Annotated in this window: 18 protein-coding genes and 4 pseudogenes; 11 read left to right on the top strand and 11 right to left on the bottom strand. The window is 41.6% G+C overall.

Translation table 11 applies throughout. The features are described from left to right. From V7K97_RS31860 to V7K97_RS00830, 6 genes and pseudogenes are all read right to left on the bottom strand, one after another. Positions 1-144, bottom strand: a pseudogene (locus V7K97_RS31860) (IS66 family transposase); the annotation flags it as partial. 4 nt (positions 145-148) lie between these two features. Continuing rightward, positions 149-416, bottom strand: a pseudogene (locus V7K97_RS31865) (IS66 family transposase); the annotation flags it as partial. 33 nt (positions 417-449) lie between these two features. Continuing rightward, the gene (locus tag V7K97_RS31870; protein ID WP_442938892.1) at positions 450-749 is read right to left on the bottom strand and encodes an immunity protein TriTu family protein; all 300 of its coding nucleotides are present in this window, start codon (positions 747-749) and stop codon (positions 450-452) included. A 371-nt stretch (positions 750-1,120) separates the two neighbouring features. Beyond that, complete coding sequence (locus tag V7K97_RS00825) at positions 1,121-1,699, bottom strand: hypothetical protein (protein ID WP_334798816.1); 579 nt, start codon at positions 1,697-1,699, stop codon at positions 1,121-1,123. A gap of 75 nt (positions 1,700-1,774) precedes the next feature. Beyond that, entirely contained in the window at positions 1,775-1,951 is a 177-nt protein-coding gene (locus V7K97_RS31875; RefSeq protein WP_335151615.1) for an SDR family NAD(P)-dependent oxidoreductase, read from the bottom strand. 204 nt (positions 1,952-2,155) lie between these two features. Further along, positions 2,156-2,572 (bottom strand): hypothetical protein, encoded by a 417-nt coding sequence (locus V7K97_RS00830; RefSeq protein ID WP_334798817.1) that lies wholly within the window; start codon positions 2,570-2,572, stop codon positions 2,156-2,158. 416 nt (positions 2,573-2,988) lie between these two features. On the opposite strand from V7K97_RS00830, the gene V7K97_RS00835 reads away from it, so the two are divergent. The 4 genes from V7K97_RS00835 to V7K97_RS00850 all read left to right on the top strand — a co-directional run bounded on the left by V7K97_RS00835 (position 2,989) and on the right by V7K97_RS00850 (position 8,143). After that, positions 2,989-3,414: a hypothetical protein gene (locus tag V7K97_RS00835; protein ID WP_334798818.1), complete on the top strand. Its 426-nt coding sequence runs from the start codon at positions 2,989-2,991 to the stop codon at positions 3,412-3,414. Between the two features lie 565 nt (positions 3,415-3,979). After that, positions 3,980-6,175, top strand: a complete 2,196-nt coding sequence (locus tag V7K97_RS00840; protein WP_334798819.1) for an ATP-binding protein — start codon at positions 3,980-3,982, stop codon at positions 6,173-6,175. Between the two features lie 124 nt (positions 6,176-6,299). Further along, a complete protein-coding gene (locus V7K97_RS00845) occupies positions 6,300-6,947 on the top strand; it encodes a class I SAM-dependent methyltransferase (RefSeq protein WP_334798820.1) in 648 nt (215 codons plus the stop codon). Positions 6,948-7,573: 626 nt separating this feature from the next. Beyond that, positions 7,574-8,143: a Uma2 family endonuclease gene (locus V7K97_RS00850; protein WP_334798922.1), complete on the top strand. Its 570-nt coding sequence runs from the start codon at positions 7,574-7,576 to the stop codon at positions 8,141-8,143. A gap of 52 nt (positions 8,144-8,195) precedes the next feature. On the opposite strand, the gene V7K97_RS00855 is transcribed toward V7K97_RS00850, so the two are convergent. The 5 genes and pseudogenes from V7K97_RS00855 to V7K97_RS00875 all read right to left on the bottom strand — a co-directional run. Then, positions 8,196-8,612 carry an aspartyl protease family protein gene (locus V7K97_RS00855; protein WP_334798821.1) on the bottom strand — a complete coding sequence of 139 codons (417 nt, stop codon included), beginning with the start codon at positions 8,610-8,612 and terminating at the stop codon, positions 8,196-8,198. Between the two features lie 7 nt (positions 8,613-8,619). Next, the gene (locus V7K97_RS00860) at positions 8,620-8,820 is read right to left on the bottom strand and encodes a hypothetical protein (protein ID WP_094327414.1); all 201 of its coding nucleotides are present in this window, start codon (positions 8,818-8,820) and stop codon (positions 8,620-8,622) included. Positions 8,821-8,980: 160 nt separating this feature from the next. Beyond that, complete coding sequence (locus V7K97_RS00865; RefSeq protein ID WP_334798822.1) at positions 8,981-9,751, bottom strand: hypothetical protein; 771 nt, start codon at positions 9,749-9,751, stop codon at positions 8,981-8,983. After that, positions 9,744-10,877 (bottom strand): AAA family ATPase, encoded by a 1,134-nt coding sequence (locus V7K97_RS00870; protein ID WP_334798823.1) that lies wholly within the window; start codon positions 10,875-10,877, stop codon positions 9,744-9,746. Before V7K97_RS00870 ends, V7K97_RS00865 begins: the two co-directional genes overlap by 8 nt. A gap of 747 nt (positions 10,878-11,624) precedes the next feature. Continuing rightward, positions 11,625-12,957: pseudogene (locus V7K97_RS00875) on the bottom strand (site-specific integrase); the annotation flags it as partial. 257 nt (positions 12,958-13,214) lie between these two features. Between V7K97_RS00875 and V7K97_RS31880 the strand changes: the two are divergent. The 7 genes and pseudogenes from V7K97_RS31880 to V7K97_RS00905 form a co-directional block, all read left to right on the top strand. Continuing rightward, positions 13,215-13,382: pseudogene (locus V7K97_RS31880) on the top strand (nitrogenase molybdenum-iron protein alpha chain); the annotation flags it as partial. Positions 13,383-13,597: 215 nt separating this feature from the next. Next, complete coding sequence (gene nifK / locus V7K97_RS00880) at positions 13,598-15,133, top strand: nitrogenase molybdenum-iron protein subunit beta (RefSeq protein WP_334798824.1); 1,536 nt, start codon at positions 13,598-13,600, stop codon at positions 15,131-15,133. A gap of 175 nt (positions 15,134-15,308) precedes the next feature. After that, complete coding sequence (locus tag V7K97_RS00885) at positions 15,309-15,656, top strand: Mo-dependent nitrogenase C-terminal domain-containing protein (RefSeq protein WP_334798825.1); 348 nt, start codon at positions 15,309-15,311, stop codon at positions 15,654-15,656. 118 nt (positions 15,657-15,774) lie between these two features. Then, positions 15,775-17,154, top strand: a complete 1,380-nt coding sequence (gene nifE, locus V7K97_RS00890) for a nitrogenase iron-molybdenum cofactor biosynthesis protein NifE (RefSeq protein WP_334798826.1) — start codon at positions 15,775-15,777, stop codon at positions 17,152-17,154. A gap of 160 nt (positions 17,155-17,314) precedes the next feature. Beyond that, entirely contained in the window at positions 17,315-18,652 is a 1,338-nt protein-coding gene (nifN, locus tag V7K97_RS00895) for a nitrogenase iron-molybdenum cofactor biosynthesis protein NifN (protein WP_334798827.1), read from the top strand. Positions 18,653-18,853: 201 nt separating this feature from the next. Further along, entirely contained in the window at positions 18,854-19,267 is a 414-nt protein-coding gene (gene nifX / locus V7K97_RS00900; protein ID WP_334798828.1) for a nitrogen fixation protein NifX, read from the top strand. Continuing rightward, entirely contained in the window at positions 19,264-19,740 is a 477-nt protein-coding gene (locus tag V7K97_RS00905; protein WP_334798829.1) for a NifX-associated nitrogen fixation protein, read from the top strand. The genes nifX and V7K97_RS00905 overlap by 4 nt, the downstream gene beginning before the upstream one ends. The last annotated feature ends 146 nt before the right edge of the window (positions 19,741-19,886 follow it).

Consider the following 19,886-nt stretch of genomic DNA (forward strand, 5'->3'; position numbering starts at 1 on the left):
TTGGTTGTGAAGACCTGGAAGAATAATTAGTTTTTTGAAGTGTCGGCGTAGATGAGCCAAACATTTCTGCTGGGCAAAAGCTGGATAGCCGTTGTAAACGCTAAAATTATCGCTGCTGAGTACCCCTGCATACTCAGTCCCTAAAATTCCTTTTGGGATGATTCGATTCTCCGTCCAGGGATGCTTTTTTGTTTTCGCTCTTTTTTAGAATATCCCCAGATGGTGGTTTCGATGAGGTAGAACTATTCTATTTCTCGGCTGACTTTTAAACGTTCTACTTCTTGCTGTAGTTCTAAGATTGTTTTCTGTAACTCACATATTGCCTTGCCCTGCTCAATAATTATCTTTACCAGTTCTTCTTTTGATAACTGGTTCAAGCTTTCTCGGTCTAAATTTTGAGGCAGGTTTTGGTTCATATTTGTGATACTCTCCCTCAAGCGTCCCCTTTGTCAATACCCTGCCACCTGAATCCTTACGGTTCGATGAAATTCTTTTTCGTTATTGAACTGGTGACTTTCATAAAAGACATTGTTACCAGTAGATATTTCCAAAATATCCATCTCACAAGCTCCTGACTCCCAAACTGTTACTCTACCAAGATGTAATGAACTCTCAAAGTCAAGACGCATAGCTGAATTATCACTGGGTTCACAGTAGGTCAGTGTATATTTCAGCCGAAAAGCAGCGAAACGCGATCTTGATCCTGATTGAAATCGGTCAAAACCTCGTTCTAAAATTAGCTGTGTGATATCATGTCCGCATAATTAGTTATGCTAACCACAGTCAATACACCCCACCCCCAGCCCCTCCCCGCTCTTCGGGAGGGGAGACAAAGCATAGCTTTGGCGGGGGTGGGGTTCTTCGGGTTTAATAAGCAATCAAGCGGACATGATATGATATCATGTCCGAATAATTAGTTATGATTCCCACAGTCATTGCACCCCACCCCTTAATCCTCTCCCCGCTCTTCGGGAGGGGAGACAAAGCATAGCTTTGGCGGGGTGGGGTTCTTAGAGTTTAATAAGTAATCAAGCGGACATGATATGAGTGGATTTAGATTCATTCCCGATATTGAAAGCAAGCCTCAATTTAACTTATTATCACGATTCATCCTTGTGGCTCAGTCTGGGAAAGCTAGACCAGTCATGGGGTCACGGATATACAACCCTAATGTGAGACTACGCATTGCTTCATCCCAAATGGGTATTAATTGTTCTGCTTGATCTGCCCAATAATCGAATGTAATCAAGCACTGAACATTAGACCCCAAACCAATGCAAGTCCGCGAAAAAGCTTCCCGTGGTTCTTCCTGAGTGTCAATGAACTTGATTTCTGTCCAGACAATCCTGGCGGTTTGGCGCTTGATGGTAACAATTTCTCCCTTGGAAATGACGTTCCGGCTATCGTCTTCCATGATTTTTTTCAAGGTGGGTTTTAGCGGAAACTGGCTCCAGTCGTTGGGTGGGAGGCGATTGAAAGATACTTCTAAGCAGCAATCATCGTTGGGTGGTTTTTTATCCATGAACTTGAAAGATTTTTCTTGTGGCTCAAAAACCCAATTCTGGGGAACATTGAAGCGAACAGCGCCTCTATCTGCGACAAAAATCTTGTAGCCTGATGGAGATTCCCAGCGATGATCGGGTTTTAGTTCAAGAGTTTCCTTAATCCACTGGAGATTGCTTTTTTTCCGCTTTGCCATAGTGTTTTTGTTCTCTCTGTTGAAGAGGGCGTAACCCATCGTAGATATCGCCGAAGTTGGGTAAGAGGCGATCGCTTACTTTGTTAATGTTATCAAATTCCTAATATTGCTAGGGTGTGTTGTTGGAACGGCGCAACGTACTACATCTCGGATTGCATATATAGGGAGATAACCATCATCAAGAAGTTTTTCGGCTGTAGCTTTGCCAATTCCGCTAGAAGCGCCTGTAATCAGAACTATCTTGTTTATCATTGACTTCCAGAAATTAAAATATTGTTATATGCAAGCCATTGTAAACTGTAGAGTATACATTTACACTCAAACGGGACTTGAATAGTTGATTTGTGACAATTGCAAACCGCAGATCCCCAACTTGTTTGAAAAATCGGGGATCTTAACAACGCGAGTTTTCACAAATCATATAAGATTACTATAGTATCAATAGTCTATTACAAGTCAATTTCTTTCTAAATTAAGTTTCACTGCCAAGTCAAATAATCTATCAATGTTTTGATTTGCTTGATCTAAACCAAGTTCATCTAAATATAGGTCAATAGGCATTGGTAGATCACTTGCATAACGATTTGTTTCCGTCCAGTAAGTAATTGTTTTTACAGTCCGAAAGTGTGGATCGCAGTTTAGATACATTCTACCTATACCTGCTTTTTTATTGAAGCGTAGGCGGCTTTTGGGGATTGGTAGCCATAAGTAACATTGTAAATGATTGAGTTGCTCAAGTTTGGTAGACGCAATAAACATGCAGATAACTTCTCGTTTATAACCGATAAGTCTTAAACAGTCGAGTACATTGTCCTTGCGATCGCCATCACTGGTTAATGCATACCCATGATCGACATCAGGATCAACTTTCAATCAACTCGTGACTTTACATAAAGCAGTGCTGTCGATAACTGATCAATGCAGCGCAAAAATATATATAAAAACGAATTTAGTTAGCAAAATGGCTTATGACTTACTCAAAATGAGCTTTTGCTTACTCATTTTGGTGTTTTCCGCAAGTAAAATCAGCTTTTACTTACTCAAAATCAGCTTTTACTTACTGATTTTAGTGTTTTCCGCAAGCAAAATCAGCTTTTACTTTCTCAAAATCAGCTTTTACTTTCTCAAACCCCAGTTTGCTTTCTCATTTAGGTATTTCGCGCATTTATGACAACGATCGCACTTGTAGCAAAACTATTGCAGATTTGCCGGAATTCTCTCAGGCTGATCTATAGGTCAATTTTCTAAGGTAAAGAATATTAACCGTACTGTATTACCAGGTGTAGATCATGGCTCGTAGAAAAAGAACTTCTCTAGTGTTAGAAAAAGCAGTGCGGCGTGCAGCTAGTATAAACTCAATTCATCCGAATATAGATTTAGGCAATGGACTCACCTTACCTGCCTTCTCAACCCTGATCGAAACGATGCGAACTAAAGAAAATGCATATAATAGTGCCCTTTCCAGCTTAGATAAACTGTATCGTGAAATGCTGGAAACAGAAGACGAGTTGGGAGATATGGCAGAACACATGTTAATGGCAGTGGGAACTCGATATGGCAAAAGCAGTGTAGAGTACGGTATGGCGGGAGGAATTCCTAAAAATCAGCGCCGGAAGGGACTGCGAGGCGAGTCGCCAACTACCAGTAATGAGCAACCGTCATTCCTTGCTAGTGTGGAAAGCAAGAATGGAAAGAAACCAGCATCGACAAGTTAGAATATGCGCTATTACTCGAAATTTTGTCAGCAATGCCAAATCATTATAAAAGGTTGTTTAAAAAGTAATTTGTTGTGATTTTGGGCACTTGTTGATCCCCCCTAACCCCCCTTAAAAAAGGGTGGAACTGGAATCAAAGTCCCCCAATTTATCGAGGGACTTTAGGGGGATCTAGAACCTGACTTTTCACTTTATGTGGAAAAGCTAACGATTGACCTAACCCCCTAACCCCCTTCCCGCACTTCGTGCCGCTACGCGAAGTAGGGAAGGGGGGAAATTCAAAGTCTCTCTCCTTTTAGGAGAGAGAAATAGAAGTGAGGTTTTCCAGATACCGTGAAAAGTCATATATATAACGTTTTGGTACTCACAAAAGGACTTTTCAAACATCCTCTAAATGCGATTAATCATTTGTATAAATATAGTATCCGGGACATGGATCAGTACTACGCTGAATAAACGGATTATTGCCTGTGATTTAACAAAAAAATTTAAACCGGCGTGAGTATGTGGACATTTTGGGAACTATAGAACCAAATCAAATTAGCACAACTTCCAGTTGCCAGCAATGAAAACTCACTATCTCAGGAAAGGTAAAGCATTCTCATTACAGATTGTTCTTGTTGTTCCCTTTGTGATCCAAATTTTTGGAGCTGTTAGTTTAGTAGGTTATTTGTCTTTTAAAAATGGACAAAGAGCAGTTAACGACCTAGCAGAACAGTTAATAGATCGTACCACTGAGGTAGTGGATGAACACCTAAAGTCTTATCTTTCCATTCCGCAAACCCTGAATCAAATAAATGCAGATGCCATCCGCAGGGGAATACTGGATGTGCGGGATCGTCAAACCCTTAGTAAGTATTTCTGGGATCAGATGCAGACATATAACCTAACTTATATTGGTATTGGACTCACAACGGGTGAGGGGCTGGGAGCGGCTCGTTATGATGGCAAGACGATCACCATTGATGATTGGACTGCCAAGCTGACCAATAATACTTCTACTTATGCCACAGATAATCAAGGTAATCGAACTCAGATCAATGCTCGGTGGACTTGGAACAATTTCACTGAATCTTGGTATACCCAACCCATTGCTGCTGGTAAACCGATTTGGGCAAAAATTGTCACTGCAAATTTTCCAACAGGCCCTTATATCAGCGCTTCTGCCAGTCGTCCGATTTATGATTCGCAAAATCGCTTACTAGGAATGATTGCAACGGACATTCACCTGCTGAAACTCAGCGATTTTTTACGCAGTTTGAATATTAGTCAGTCTGGGAAGGTATTTCTTTTAGAGCGAGATGGCACATTAATTGCCAGTTCCGGTACAGAGAAGCCTTTTGTCCTCGTCAATCAAAAGATCCGGCGATTGCAGGCCATCGATAGTTCTGACCCAATCATACAGAACATTGCCAGACACCTCCAAACCTCTGGGTTTGGGTCTATCACCCAAGATACAGATTTTCAACTTGAAGTGCAAGGAAAACGGCATTTTGTCGATGTTGTACCTTGGCATGACAAGTATGGTTTAAATTGGCTGATGGTGGTGAGTGTGCCAGAAAACACATTCATGGCGCAAATTAACGCCAACACACGCACCACCATCGCCCTTTGTTTTGGCGCATTAGTCATTGCCTCGGTGATGGGCGTGTTTACTTCTCATTGGATTGTACGCCCGATTCTCCGCCTGAATCGGGCAAGCGAGGCAATGGCATCCGGCAATTTAGCTCAGACAGTAAAAACTAGCAGCATTCAAGAACTTAATACCCTGTTCAACTCTTTCAACCAGATGGCAGGACAATTGCACGAATCCTTTACTGCCTTAGAGAAAAGCAAGGAAGAACTAGAAAACCGGGTAGAAGAACGCACTAATGAACTAAAAAATACATTGGGGGAATTGCAGCGCACTCAATCTCAAGTTATTCAAAGTGAAAAAATGTCTAGTTTGGGACAACTAGTTGCTGGAGTCGCACACGAAATTAATAATCCAGTCAACTTTATTCATGGCAACCTCGAATATATGGAACAATATACCGAAGATTTATTAGCAATTGTGCAGTTGTATCAGCAGTATAATCCCAACCCTGCTGCTGAAATTCAAATCGCTGCTGAAGATATCGATCTGGAGTTTTTGCAGAAAGACTTGCCAAAAATGTTGTCTTCCATGAAAGTAGGCACCGAGCGGATTCGCCAAATTGTGTTGTCGCTGCGAAACTTTTCCCGCATCGACGAAGCGGAATTCAAAAGCGTTGATATTCATGAGGGCATCGACAGTACCTTGATGATTTTGCAACACCGCCTCAAAGCTAAATCAGAACAAACTGAAATTGAGGTGATCAAAGACTACGGCGCTATACCGCTAGTAGAATGCTATGCCGGACAACTCAACCAGGTATTTATGAATATTTTAGTGAATGCCATTGATGCCTTAGAAGAAAATAATACCAAGCATCCCTATCAGGAAATCGAGGACAATCCCAGTCAAATTAAGATTCGCACGTCGGTAATTAATTCAACGTGGTTAGAAGTAGCGATCGCTGATAACGGAGTCGGTATTTCTCAAGAATTTCAGCAACGAATATTCGATCCCTTTTTCACCACTAAACCCATTGGCAAAGGAACTGGAATGGGTATGTCTATCAGCTACCAAATCGTTACAGAAAAGCATAGCGGCAAACTGGAGTGCATCTCAACTTCGGGAGTTGGAACCGAGTTTATCATTCAGATTCCTCTCCGGCTAAAAGTTCACGGAGTGGTTTAACTTGATACTGGTTTATAATTGTCAATGCTATCTAAGTAGTAGTATAATATACAAGGATTGGGGGCTAACACACCCCACAGTTGAACAGATACTTAAATGAGTAGTCCTATTTGTTAAAGAATCTATGCAGATAAATCAAGTGGTTGAAACCTACGATCAGGCAGCAGTGGATTATGAAGCAACTCTCAGCCGTTACTGGGACATCGGACGCGATTCTCTAATTGCTTCCTTGCAACTCAAGCCAGGACAAACCGTATTGGATGCTGCGGTAGGAACAGGTCTTAGTCTTCCAGCCTATCCTGAGGGTGTAAGTGTCGTCGGTGTTGATCTTTCTCATAAAATGATGGATGAAGCACGTAAAAAGCGCGTATCCGCAGACATCACCTTCAAGATATCGGATATCTGCAATCTTGATTTTCCTGATAATAGCTTTGATGCAGCAGCGTCAGGATATACGCTCTGTGTCCTTAACGATCCAGTCCGCGCTCTTGAGGAGATCATAAGAGTTACCAAGCCTGGTGCATTGATTGCCATTCTCGATTACCCCAAATCGCAAGATCCAGAGACTCAGAAATGGCAAGAGTTAATAGCTGATGCAGCTTCACAGCTAGGCTTCCCCACTGGCAAAATCAAGTGGAATGCATTGATGGATTATGACAAATTGATTTACAACAGTAACCTTCCCATTGAAGTGCTTGTGGACGATCGCACAGAAAGTCCAAACCCGTTTTTATGTAGTTGTCAATTACTGCTAAAAAACTCAAAAGGTTAAAAGCAAGTGCGATCGCACTTTTATAATTTTGTTTTGTAGAGAGGACTAAAGTCCTCTCTACGAGATGCTACGCGGTAATAAGCTGTTGTGTATTTAATTTGTATATTGGACGCGGGCAAGATGCCCGCACTACAATATTTTTGGGTTTTCTTGTTATAAAATTTAGCTGCACATCAGCTTATCAGGTTTGGTTAAACACTTATAATATATGTAGGTTGGGTTGAAGAACGAAACCCAACATTTTATTGTTGTTCATGTTGGGTTTCACTACCGTTCAACCCAACCTACATTGATAGCTTTTATTATAAGTAATCACCCGAACTTGATATAAGGGCAGCTATGCCCTTCATTGCTTTACAAAATCAGGACTAAAGTCCCGACTACGAACATTTTTAAATGTTGGTGATTAGCTTGTAATATCATGTCCGCTTGATTACTTATTAAACCCGAAGAACCCCACCCCGCCAAAGCTACGCTTTGTCTCCCCTCCCCGCAAGCTCTTAGGGGTTGGGGGTGGGGTGTAATGTATTTTGACTGTTTTTGACACAGATATGACATCACCTCACAATCAAATCTGTGACAAAATAATATTGTTGTCTTATAGCCAAGGCGATCGCCTACGACCTATGATTTCTACTATCTCGCGCCGCTACAGCTTGGATGAATATCGGGCGATCGAAGAAAAAGCCGAAGGACGCAGCGAATATCGAGATGGAGAAATTGTACCTATGGCAGGAGGAACCCTTAAACACAGCCGCATCGGTGGAAACATTTTTGCCTTTTTCAAGTTTCTGCTGCGTGACACTCAATTCGAGGCAATTAACAGTGATTTGCGGCTGTGGATTCCTGAATATCGACGTGGGGTATATCCAGACGTGATGATTTTTGACGGTGAACCGCAATTAAATGCTGAACGTTTAGATGAAGTCTTGAATCCCACGCTGATTGTTGAAGTTCTATCTCCTTCCACCGCAGATTACGACCGACTCAGTAAATTTCGGATGTATCGCTCAATTGCGAGTTTTAGCGAATATTTATTAGTCGAGCAGGATGAACCTTTTGTGGAACGTTATAGTAAACAGGCTCAAGGTTGGTTGCTCAGTGAATTTAGCGGCTTGGAGCGTTCTATTTCTTTAGATTCAGTTAGTATTGAATTGGCGATGGCGGAAATTTATCGCGGCGTTGCTTTTGAGTAAAATAACTCTGGCTTTTTGCGACAACGCAGCCTACATTAGGGATGCGATCGCATTACGACTGTGGACACACATCAAATACTAGTTGCGATCGATAGAAACACACATCAAACTCCAAAAAGAAGTTCATACGTCCTAGCAACAAAGGTACATCATTAGACAAACTCCACGCAAAAACTAAGCGAACAGGCTCAAACGCTCCAATCTGAGCAGATACAAGCAAACCTCTTGCTTCAACGGGAGCCAAATTACCAGCCAACGTTACAGAAATCGTCTGTTCTTCCCAAATTGCCCCTAGCTGGACACCAATACTATATGGCAGAACGCTGACGCTTGCTCCAGTATCTAACAAGCCGGAAACGTCTACTGATGAGTTACGATAAGTTAATATTAATGGTAGCTTTGGCAGCGCATCGGGAACACCAAATGTATCGTATCCCTCTGTAAAGGAAAATCTTTGAGGATTAACCATTGTGCATTTACTCGTCTGACTCTAGCAGTTGAGCAAGTTGATGTGCAGCTGCGTGAGAATTAAGTGGCGACCAAATAGGGTAAGTTGCTCCTTGCTCTAATGATGGTTCCTCATCCCTAGATAATTCTGAAACTAGAAACTGCATCACTTTCAGTTTGTCTGCACGAGTTAAATTTCGCAGGGTAGGAAATAGCTCTACGGCGTTCATAATTGTCATGCTGGAAATGAATCAATATTTCTATCTTTCCACAAATTTTATCAGGCTGCGGTATCAGCTTTGTAAATTTGAGATCGTGCTGCGTTGCGCTTTGCGACAACGGACTTTATATTAGGGATGCGATCGTACTCCTAATTATCTGAATTTTTTACTAAGACAAAATAATTGGAATCAAGTGTTGCTCAATTTCTTGGATGTAGGCTGTTAAGCCTGTATGAACACCTCTTTCACGTAGAATTTTCAAACTCGTATCTTCCCAACACTGCTGTTCGCGTTTCATATCTTTGCCTGTTAGCTGCTCAACAATTACTTTTGGATTTCTAATTCGATCAGGTTCTTTCTGTGAGGTAGAGCGTAGTCTGTGTGAGTCTATGCAAGGGTCGAAATTCAATCGAGTCTTGATTTTTTCTAGAATTTGTTCTTCTTGATTAGACGGAAGAAACCCATTGAGAACCCATGCTTCACGTTTTGGATTAGCTGTACCAATAACAATTTTTAGTTGAGGCTGTCGATTGATATGTTCTGAGCGTGCTTGCTCAAGCCCTTCTCTACGCTCTGGTTGATTGTCTAAATCACGGATAAAGAGAATGGCTTTAATCTGTCGTGTTCTTTGAAGAAAATCTACCAACTTAAGAACCTTAATAGATATTGCTCCATCAGCTTTAAACGGTACACCTTTATTATGATGACCCAGAAATCTTGAAGGTTTATATCTTATTTTTTCTTTTGCATCATCAATGATTTTATCAACGTCGCTCCAGCAGGAATATTCTGTTCCTTCCTCTAAGCCTCTCCAGTGGAATATATGTTTTATTAGATCAGGCTCTAACCAATCGATTTGCTCCTTCAAAACGCGCTCGGCTAATTTAGTAGCTGTTCGTGAATCTGCACCACTTTCCACTATTACAATGATCTCAAACACTGACTTCTCCTGCAAAAACCCAATCTTCACCCTCGGCATCCCAAAACTCACCAGTTGTCAAAGTTTGTTTTGCCCATTCCACATCAGGATGTTCATCTAGACGCTTGGAGATTGTAAAACCTGAATTACTATTATTTAATATATGTACTTGAGAAGGAACAAGCTCATCAATAATATAAGGAGAGTGAGTAGAAAAAATAATTTGCAGATTAGTATTAGATTGAATTATTTCCTTAAAAACAGTCATCAACTCACGTTGTGCTTTTGGATGAAGTCCTTGCTCCACATCATCCAGAAAAACTAAATTAGGTTGATTAGGGTTCATTAACACAGTTAGTAAACCTAAAGTTAGCATTGTTCCTTCGCTAATTGCATAGGCTGGAATACGCTCACCTGTATTCATGTCTAATATCACTTCTTGTCCTATCATTTCCTGACTTTCTTCATAGGAAATGGACTTCCCATCAACTTCGATTAAACGTTTGCGAATAACTGGAACTTTTGATCGCTTTATGCCTATTTTGCGTACATTTGGTACAATGCGGCTTAACTTTTCCTCTATTAATCGAAATTTATCTGGAGCCTCGTTACGCAAAAAATCTAAAGTGGGTGCTAATCCTGAACCGTCGAACTCAACCCTCGGCGTAATTTCTTCACTGTAAGCTGCTTTAGCAAGATTACTTGCAACTAACTTCAGGTAAACAGCATATTTCAGAGATTGAGGAATTGGATATGGAGATTCACTTAAAGAACTTGACCATCCTTCCGAATCTCCTGGCTTTCCATCTATGTTCCATGATGCTGTCGGATACCAAGAATCATTGTTTTCTTGCTTCCAACTATAGGAAGCTTGCCAATTCTGCCGATTGGTATATCCCCAAAAACCACTTGCAGTAACAGAAATATCTTTTTCCCCAATTGTTGTAATGAATTGAGGTGATCTTTCATACTGAAAAATACTTTTGAATTGTGAAGCAGCAAGCCTACTGAGATTATGTAATGCTTGTAATATTGTTGTTTTACCAGCACTGTTTTTTCCTACTAGTCCATGTAATCGGGAACTATCAAAACTAAGTTCCGTATGTTTATGGCTTTTGAAATTATGAAGTATTACCTTTTCTAGCATTTGATTGTTAACATCCTTTCACAAATAATCAAACTGGACTTATATTGCTTACTCCATTATATAATTTAAGACAAATGATTTGATTGGGTTTTGTAAAAATCAGTGTTATACTCATGCTTTACCTTACTTGTCCGGTATCGATAATAAGCATAGTGTTGTGCTTTTTTATATGGCAAAGAGCCAAAAAAATCTGACATTATAGCACCATTGTAAGAAGGGATGACAGAGCTATTCCTCAGTATTTTTATATTGGTTTTTTGCACAGTGCAAAAATGGTTAAATTTTGCGATCGCTACCCAAGAAATCTCACCTTCTCCTGGTTTTACAATCACGCTGCAATGTATCTCAATGAATACTAAGTTTTTTATCCCAGAACAATGCAATATTAACAAAGATCCTTCAATACACAGATATGCTTCCTTATCTTTATAAGAGGTTTTTTCTTTGATAAAATCTGCAAACTAATCTAAAGCTTCAGCTATATTAACTGAGTTTACTGTACATAACCTATATTTTGGAATATTTTCTTGTATCGACATAAATATCTCAATGAGTTTATTTTGATGATTTTTATGCATAAATCATAGCAAATTATCTAAACTTGGTATGATATGAAGTCCACCAAATCAACCATAATAAACAGTTTGTAGTGGGGACTTCAGTCCCTAAAACTGGAACTAAAGCCCTTAGTACGAACATTTTTTATTCAGTTTGATTAAGCAGACATGATATGATTTATCAATAAATTTAACTTTGTTTATAAACCATTTCCATCTTCAACTTCTCAACCTCTAACCTCAACTTGTCATTCTCCATCCTCAACTTTGCATTCTCCTCCCTAATCAACTCAACTTCATTCCTCTTACTCAAAGCCTGATTAATTGCCAACTTCCGCATATCCAACGAAAACCAACGCTGATAAGTTTGGGTGTGAACTTGCACACTATGCCCCAAATTATCCGCCGCAGCTTTAATTGGTATCCCCAAAATATGCGCTCGAATTGCCCAGGCGTGCCGTAAATCATAGGGTTTAAAATCTAATCCTATCTTGCGAAACCACCAACTAACTCGCTGTGTTAACGCCGTTATCTCCGCATGATTAGTATTATCTTTTTTAGCGATCGCACCCCTTAACATCTCTAAATATTTAGGATTTCTCAAATCAAAATCCTCAATCCATTGTCTATGTAATGGCAATGCTTGTCTCTCACCAGTCTTACAATCCTTATGAACTTTCCATGTCAAATCTAAATTTTCTTGACTCAACCACCAATCAAGATCGGGATTAATAAAAAGTTCCCGTGGACGTAAACCAAAAACTGCTAACATTCCATAAGTCCAGCGCCAAAGCTGCCAGCTATCTTGAACATTTTGATTAACTTGATTACCTCTGTTATTTTGGTAATCTTCAAACTTGATAATTCCCTCAGCTATTTCCCCATCGGTCGGTATATTTCGAGAATTACTCTCAGGCATTTTGGAATATTTAGATAAATCAATTTCGATGTTAAATGTCACACAAAATGCTGCGATCGCTCTAGCGGCATTATACTTAGCCCAGTCTTTATCGATTTGTTCAATTGAACTGATCAGATTTTCAGCAGTTGCTAAATCTTGAGGATTGGTAAATCTCTTGGTTCGTGAAAAGTAATAAAAAAAAGTATGCTCGCTTTTAGTTGTGCGTTTGTGAGTTTTAAAATACTCTTCTTCAAATTTTGCAAGTAATTGCCCTATAGATTGGAAATCTTTTCTAATTGCCTCATTTCCTAAATACTTATCATTCCATTCAAAAGTTTTACGCGCAATTAACTTTCCTAATTCATAAGCTTCTTCCTCAGCCGTCTTGAGTCCATCCAAGTTACCAGGAATATTCAAACTGAGATTATATTGCTTTCTCCCAGTACCACTACTATCCTTGTCTCCCGGCTTAATTGGTAACGTCGCCCGTAATTGCAGACTTCCATTCGATTCTCTAATTGTCACCTTTGCCTTTGCAGACTTCAAACGCAGATTCACTTTCTCTAATTCCAATAGTACTTTCGTTTTCATCGTGCGCTCTTTGTTGCTGTGATTGCAGAGATAAACATAAACACAAGCAAAACCCTACCGACGCAGGTTAACCTATGGTACTGCTACGCCCACAAACGCTAAATTTTTCCCTAGTCCGCGTAGGCGGACGAGAGTTTGTGTAGCCGCGATTTCTAATCGCTCAGGACTGATTATGCATCGCTGTGTTTTTAGCCTATATTTAGGCTAAAAATAAATGTGTTCTCAGAAAACAATGTTTAGCAGAGACATTGCTTACTACAAACATTAGGCTGTTGAAAAGAATTAAACCACAAAAAGGATTACTCCGGTCCTTATCACGGTTATGACGGCTTCGCTATCTTCGCACGCGACATGGACTTGGCACTCAACAGCCCAACCTGGTCATTAATTGGCGCTCCTTGGAATGAAAAAGCTCAGGCTAAGAAGGCTGAAGCTAAGGCTAAGGCTGCCGTCTAGAGAAATGGGAGAGAGCGATAAGTAAGGATAACCTGGGGCTAAAACCCCAGGGGGGAGTTGGGAATCCAAAATTCAAAACTGAAAAATTAAAATTTCTTTTGATTTTTGCATTTTGAATTTTGAATCATATTCCCATCTCCCTTGTAAAGACGCGATTAATCGCGTCTCTCCCTCCTCAATCAGTAAAAGAATTCAGTAAGCTTGGAGATCCAGAAATGCCTCAGAATCCAGAAAAAATTCAAGATCACGTTGAGTTATTCCACCAACCAGAGTACCAACAGCTATTTGAAAACAAAAAGCAGTTTGAAAATGGTCACGACCCCGAAGAAGTAAAACGGGTTGCAGAATGGACAAAGGGTTGGGATTATCGGGAAAAGAACTTCGCTCGTGAAGCTTTAACCGTTAACCCTGCTAAAGGTTGTCAACCACTAGGAGCAATCTTTGCTGCTGTTGGTTTTGAAGGTACTCTACCTTTCGTTCAAGGTTCTCAAGGTTGCGTTGCTTATTTCCGCACCCACTTAACCCGTCACTACAAAGAGCCATTCTCTGGTGTATCTTCTTCAATGACTGAAGATGCAGCCGTGTTTGGTGGTCTGCAAAACATGATTGACGGTTTGGCGAACTCTTACCAACTGTACAAGCCCAAGATGATTGCTGTCTGCACCACCTGTATGGCAGAAGTAATTGGTGATGACTTGCAGTCTTTCATCAACAACGCTAAAGAAGCTGGTTCAGTTCCTCAAACCTTCCCAGTACCTTACGCTCACACCCCTAGCTTTGTCGGTTCCCACATCACTGGTTACGACAACATGATGAAGGGAATTCTTTCTAACTTGACCGCAGGTCATAAGAAAGAAACCAGCAATGGTAAAATCAACTTCATCCCAGGTTTTGACACCTACGTAGGTAACAACCGCGAAATCAAGCGGATTGCTTCTTTGTTCGGCTTTGACTACACAATTCTAGCCGACAACAGCGACTACCTAGATTCACCTAACACAGGTGAGTTCGATATGTATCCAGGTGGTACAAAGCTGGAAGATGCCGCAGATTCAATTAATGCGAAAGCAACGATCGCTCTGCAAGCACACTCTACCCTCAAAACCCGCGAATACATTGAAAAAGAGTGGAAGCAACCAACCTCAGTTTCTCGTCCTTGGGGTATCAAAGGTACTGATGAGTTCTTGATGAAACTCAGCGAATTGAGTGGTATCCCCATTCCTCAAGAATTGGAAATCGAACGCGGTCGGGCAGTTGATGCCATGACTGATTCCCATTCCTGGATTCACGGCAAGCGCTTTGCGATCTACGGCGAACCAGATTTAGTATACAGCGTAGTTGGCTTTATGCTAGAAATGGGTGCTGAACCTGTGCATGTCTTGGTTCATAACAGCAACGAAGTATTTGAAGCAGAAATGAAAGAACTGCTTGCTTCTAGCCCATTCGGTAAGAATGCAACTGTTTGGCCTGGTAAAGACTTGTGGCACTTGCGTTCTTTGATGTTCACCGAACCCGTAGACTTGCTCATCGGTAACACCTACGGTAAGTACCTGTGGCGCGATACCAAGACTCCTTTAGTGAGAATTGGCTACCCCATCATGGATCGTCACCACTTACACCGCTACTCCACCATTGGTTATCAAGGTGTGATCAACTTGCTTAACTGGGTTGTAAATACCCTGTTTGAAGAAATCGATCGCAACACCAACATTCCTTCTAAGACAGATATTTCCTACGACTTGATTCGTTAGAAATTGTGTAGAAACACAGGTTACTAGGGACTAGGGACTGGGGACTGGGGACTAGGGACTGGGGACTGGGAATTAAGGAAGAATTTTCCCAATACCCAATACCTAATATCCAATACCCAGTACCCAGTACCCAATACCCAGTACCCAATTTAGCATTTACCCAAGGGATTTATAAATGGAAACCATCAATCACACTCACGAACATACTCACACTCATCCTCATCCTAATTACCATCCACCTAACCAGAAAAAACCAGGGTGGTTCCACAATCTTCTTAATCCGTTGCGCCGTGTGGTGGATGAAATTCAGGTTAAAAATAATCGCATCGCTCATCTAATTTGCCAAACAATTCCTTGTTGTTGTCCCTTTGAGCGACAAATTAAATTATTTGGGAAGTCTATTGATATCCCACCACTATGTAAACTCAATCCTTTATATGATGAATTTGTAGGATTGCGTTTCCGCGCTCTATCTTACCTCGCTGATGTATGTGGAGAGGATGTCACGAAATACATTTGTTAATTATTGGGCATTGGGCATTGGTCATTAGTCATTGGTAGAGACGCGATTAATCGCGTCTGTACAATAGTCAATTCAAATGACAAATGACAAAGGACAATTAACAATTAAGAGAAGAGAGATGAAAAGCACCCAAGGCAAAATCAACGAGCTGCTGACTGAGACAGGATGCGAGCATAATCAGCATAAACAATCCGAAAAGAAAAACAAGTCATGCGCTCAACAGGCACAACCTGGCGCGGCTCAAGGGGGCTGTGCCTTTGATGGTGCAATGATTTCTTTAGTGCCGATCGCAGATGCAGCGCATCTAGTCCACGGGCCGATCGCCTGTGCTGGTAATTCCTGGGGCAGTCGTGGTAGTCTGTCGTCTGGCCCGCAACTCTACAAAATGGGCTTTACTACTGACTTGGGTGAAAATGATGTCATCTTTGGTGGCGAAAAGAAACTCTACAAAGCGATTCTGGAACTCAAAGAGCGCTACCAACCAGCAGCAATATTTGTCTATGCCACTTGCGTTACAGCCTTAATTGGCGATGATATGGATGCTGTCTGCAAAGCGGCGGCCCAGAAAATTGGTATTCCTGTTGTTCCCGTCATTGCCCCAGGATTCATTGGCAGTAAAAATCTCGGCAACCGTTTTGGCGGTGAAGCTTTATTAGAATATGTTGTCGGAACAGCAGAACCGGAACATACAACGCCTTATGATATTAACTTAATCGGTGAATACAATATCGCCGGGGAAATGTGGGGAGTAACACCACTGTTAGAAAAGTTAGGCATCCGTATTTTGTCTAAAATTACGGGCGATGCTCGCTACGATGAAATTCGCTATGCCCACCGCGCCAAGCTCAACGTCATGATCTGCTCACGAGCGTTGCTGAATATGGCGAGAAAGATGGAGGAGCGTTACAACATCCCCTACATTGAAGAGTCTTTCTACGGCATCGATGATATGAATCGTTGTCTGCGAAATATCGCTGCTAAATTAGGCGATCCCGATCTACAAGAACGCACAGAAAAGCTGATTGCCGAAGAAACGGCTGCTTTAGATTTGGCACTAGCTCCCTATCGCGCTCGACTCAAAGGTAAGCGGGTTGTTTTGTATACAGGTGGTGTTAAGAGTTGGTCGATTATTTCGGCTGCTAGGGACTTAGGCATTGAAGTTGTTGCTACCAGTACTCGGAAAAGTACTGAGGAAGATAAAGCCAAAATCAAGAAGTTGCTCGGCAATGATGGGATCATGTTGGAGAAGGGCAACGCTAAGGAATTGCTACAAGTGGTTAATGACACTCGCGCAGATATGCTGATTGCTGGTGGTCGCAACCAATACACCGCTTTGAAAGCTCGAATTCCTTTCCTTGATATCAACCAAGAACGCCACCATCCTTATGCAGGTTATGTGGGAATGATTGAGATGGCGCGGGAATTATACGAAGCTCTCTATAGCCCCATTTGGGAACAAATACGCAAACCCGCCCCTTGGGACGAGGAGGAAGTTTAATGGTGGCTTTAGCCTCGTTCCCAGACTCCCGCTGGGAACGCATTCCTGAAGGGCTGCTGCCCTTCTTTATAGAGTAGATGAGGCAGAGCCTCATTGTCAGCATTCCCCGGCAGAGCCAGGGAACGAGAAAGTCCGCCCTGTGGAATGAAGAGGTAGTTTAATGGCGATCGTTACCGTTTCTAACAAAGCACTGACTGTTAATCCCCTTAAGCAAAGTCAAGCTTTGGGTGCAACCTTAGCCTTTTTGGGATTGAAAGGGACGATGCCTTTATTCCACGGTTCCCAAGGTTGTACTGCTTTCGCTAAAGTTGTGCTGGTGCGGCATTTCCGGGAAGCGATTCCCTTAGCGACAACAGCGATGACGGAAGTCACCACTATTTTGGGTGGTGAAGAGAATGTGGAAGAAGCAATTCTGACTCTGGTGGAAAAAGCTAATCCAGAAATTATTGGTTTATGTAGTACTGGGTTGACTGAAACTAGAGGAGATGACATTGAGGGTTTTCTGAAGGAAATCCGCGATCGCCATCCCGAATTGAATGATTTAGCGATCGTTTTTGCACCTACCCCAGATTTTAAAGGTGCGTTGCAAGATGGCTTTGCCGTTGCTGTGGAAAGCATAGTTCAGGAAATTCCTCGCGCAGGTGAAATCAGAACTGAACAAGTCACAATTTTGGCGGGTTCTGCTTTCACACCTGGGGATGTACAGGAAATTAAAGAGATAGTTACGTCCTTTGGATTAGTGCCGATCTTTGTACCTGACCTTGGTGCTTCCTTAGATGGACACTTAGAGGATGGTTATAGTGCGATTACAGTCAGTGGGACTACCTTAAAACAGCTACGAGAAGTGGGTAGTTCTGCCTTTACCCTGGCATTGGGTGAAAGTATGCGGGGGGCTGCAAAGATTCTGGAGGAACGCTTTGACACACCTTATGAAGTGTTTGGCGAACTGACAGGATTAGAACCAGTAGATGAATTTATCCAAGCATTGGCGATTCTGAGCGGTAACAGCGTACCTGAAAAATACCGCCGCCAACGTCGTCAGTTGCAAGATGCGATGCTGGACACCCACTTTTACTTCGGTGCAAAACGAGTTTCTCTAGCGCTAGAACCAGATTTGCTGTGGTCAACAGTGCATTTCCTGCAATCGATGGGAGCGCAAATTCATGGGGCGGTGACAACCACGCGATCGCACCTCTTAGAAAAACTCCCAGTTAAAAGCATCACCATCGGCGATTTAGAAGACTTTGAGAGTCTAGCAGGCGGTTCTGATTTGCTGATTGGTAACTCGAATGTTGGTGCGATCGCTAAACGGCTCTCGATTCCCCTTTACCGTCTCGGATTGCCCATTTATGACCGCTTAGGTAATGGTCAATTTACCAAGGTTGGCTATCGAGGCACAATGGAACTTGTGTTTGGCATCGGCAACCTGTTTTTAGAACAAGAAGAAGCCAGAGTTAAGCAGTTCCAAGAGTTCGGAATTGTGAGCGCAGAGTTTTGAATTCACACTTGAAAATTCAAAACAGTTCAGTTAAAAGTTGATCCTCCTTAAAAAAGAGGGAATAGAGCAAGCCTTGCCCCCTTAAAAAGAAGAGAATTTAGCCCCCCTTTTGAAGGGGGGTTGGGGGGATCTTCCGAGGCTAAATATCACTAACTGAACCGGATCGCTTCAAAATTCAAAACTTTAGAGAGGAGAATTACGATGAAAATTGCCTTCACCACGAGTGACCGAGTTCATATTAATGCTCATTTTGGAGCAGCAGACGAAATTGATGTTTATGAAGTCTCGGATGAAGGATATAGATTCCTAGAGACTCTTAACTTTGATGATCAACTCCAAGAAGAGAATAATGAGAGTAGACTTGCACCAAAACTTGCGGCTCTAGAGGACTGCACAATTATTTATGTTGTGGCAATTGGTGGTAGCGCCGCCGCTCGGTTAATTAAGAAAGGTGTTACTCCAGTGAAGGCGCGATCGCCAGAAGAAGAAGTTAGTGAAGTGCTAAATAAGCTAGTGAAAACCCTCAAAGGTAATCCTCCACCTTGGTTACGTAAAGCTTTACAGCAAAAAACTACAAATTTTGCCGATGAAATTGAAAACGAAGCAACAGTATGACCACAAATAATAGTGTGAATGGAACTGCTACAACTGAGGTCTTGAACTCACCTTTCCTGAAGGTATTAATCAAACAAATTCGTGGTCAAGACAGTTATGGAGTTTATCGTAGTTGGTCGGATGAGTTAATTCTCAAACCCTTTATTGTCACCAAACAAAAGAAACGGGAAATCTCCGTTGAGGGTGAAGTTGATCCGATCACTCAAGCCCGGATTATGGCATTTTTTCGGGCTGTAGCTGCTGGGATTGAACAAGAAACAGGTTTGATATCCCAGGTTGTAGTTGATTTGAGCCATGAAGGATTTGGCTGGGCGCTAGTTTTTTCAGGTCGTCTTTTGCTAGCTGTAAAAACCTTGCGAGATGCTCAACGCTTTGGCTTTGACTCCCTAGAGAAATTAGCAGAAGAGGGAGAAAACTACGTCAAAAAAGGTCTTGATTTGGCGAAACGCTTTCCTGAAGTTGGCAAAGTTTAAGTAGTTAGGAGTGAGGAGTTAGGAGTTAGGAATTAAGAATGAGGAGTTAAGTTAACTCTTAACTAATAATTCATGATTTACAGTTCCTAATTTATATTTATAACTCCTAACTCCTAACTTCTAACTCCTAACTTAAAAATAAGGAG

Origin of the sequence: Nostoc sp., assembly GCF_036917815.1 — a bacterium.
GTDB lineage: Bacteria > Cyanobacteriota > Cyanobacteriia > Cyanobacteriales > Nostocaceae > Nostoc.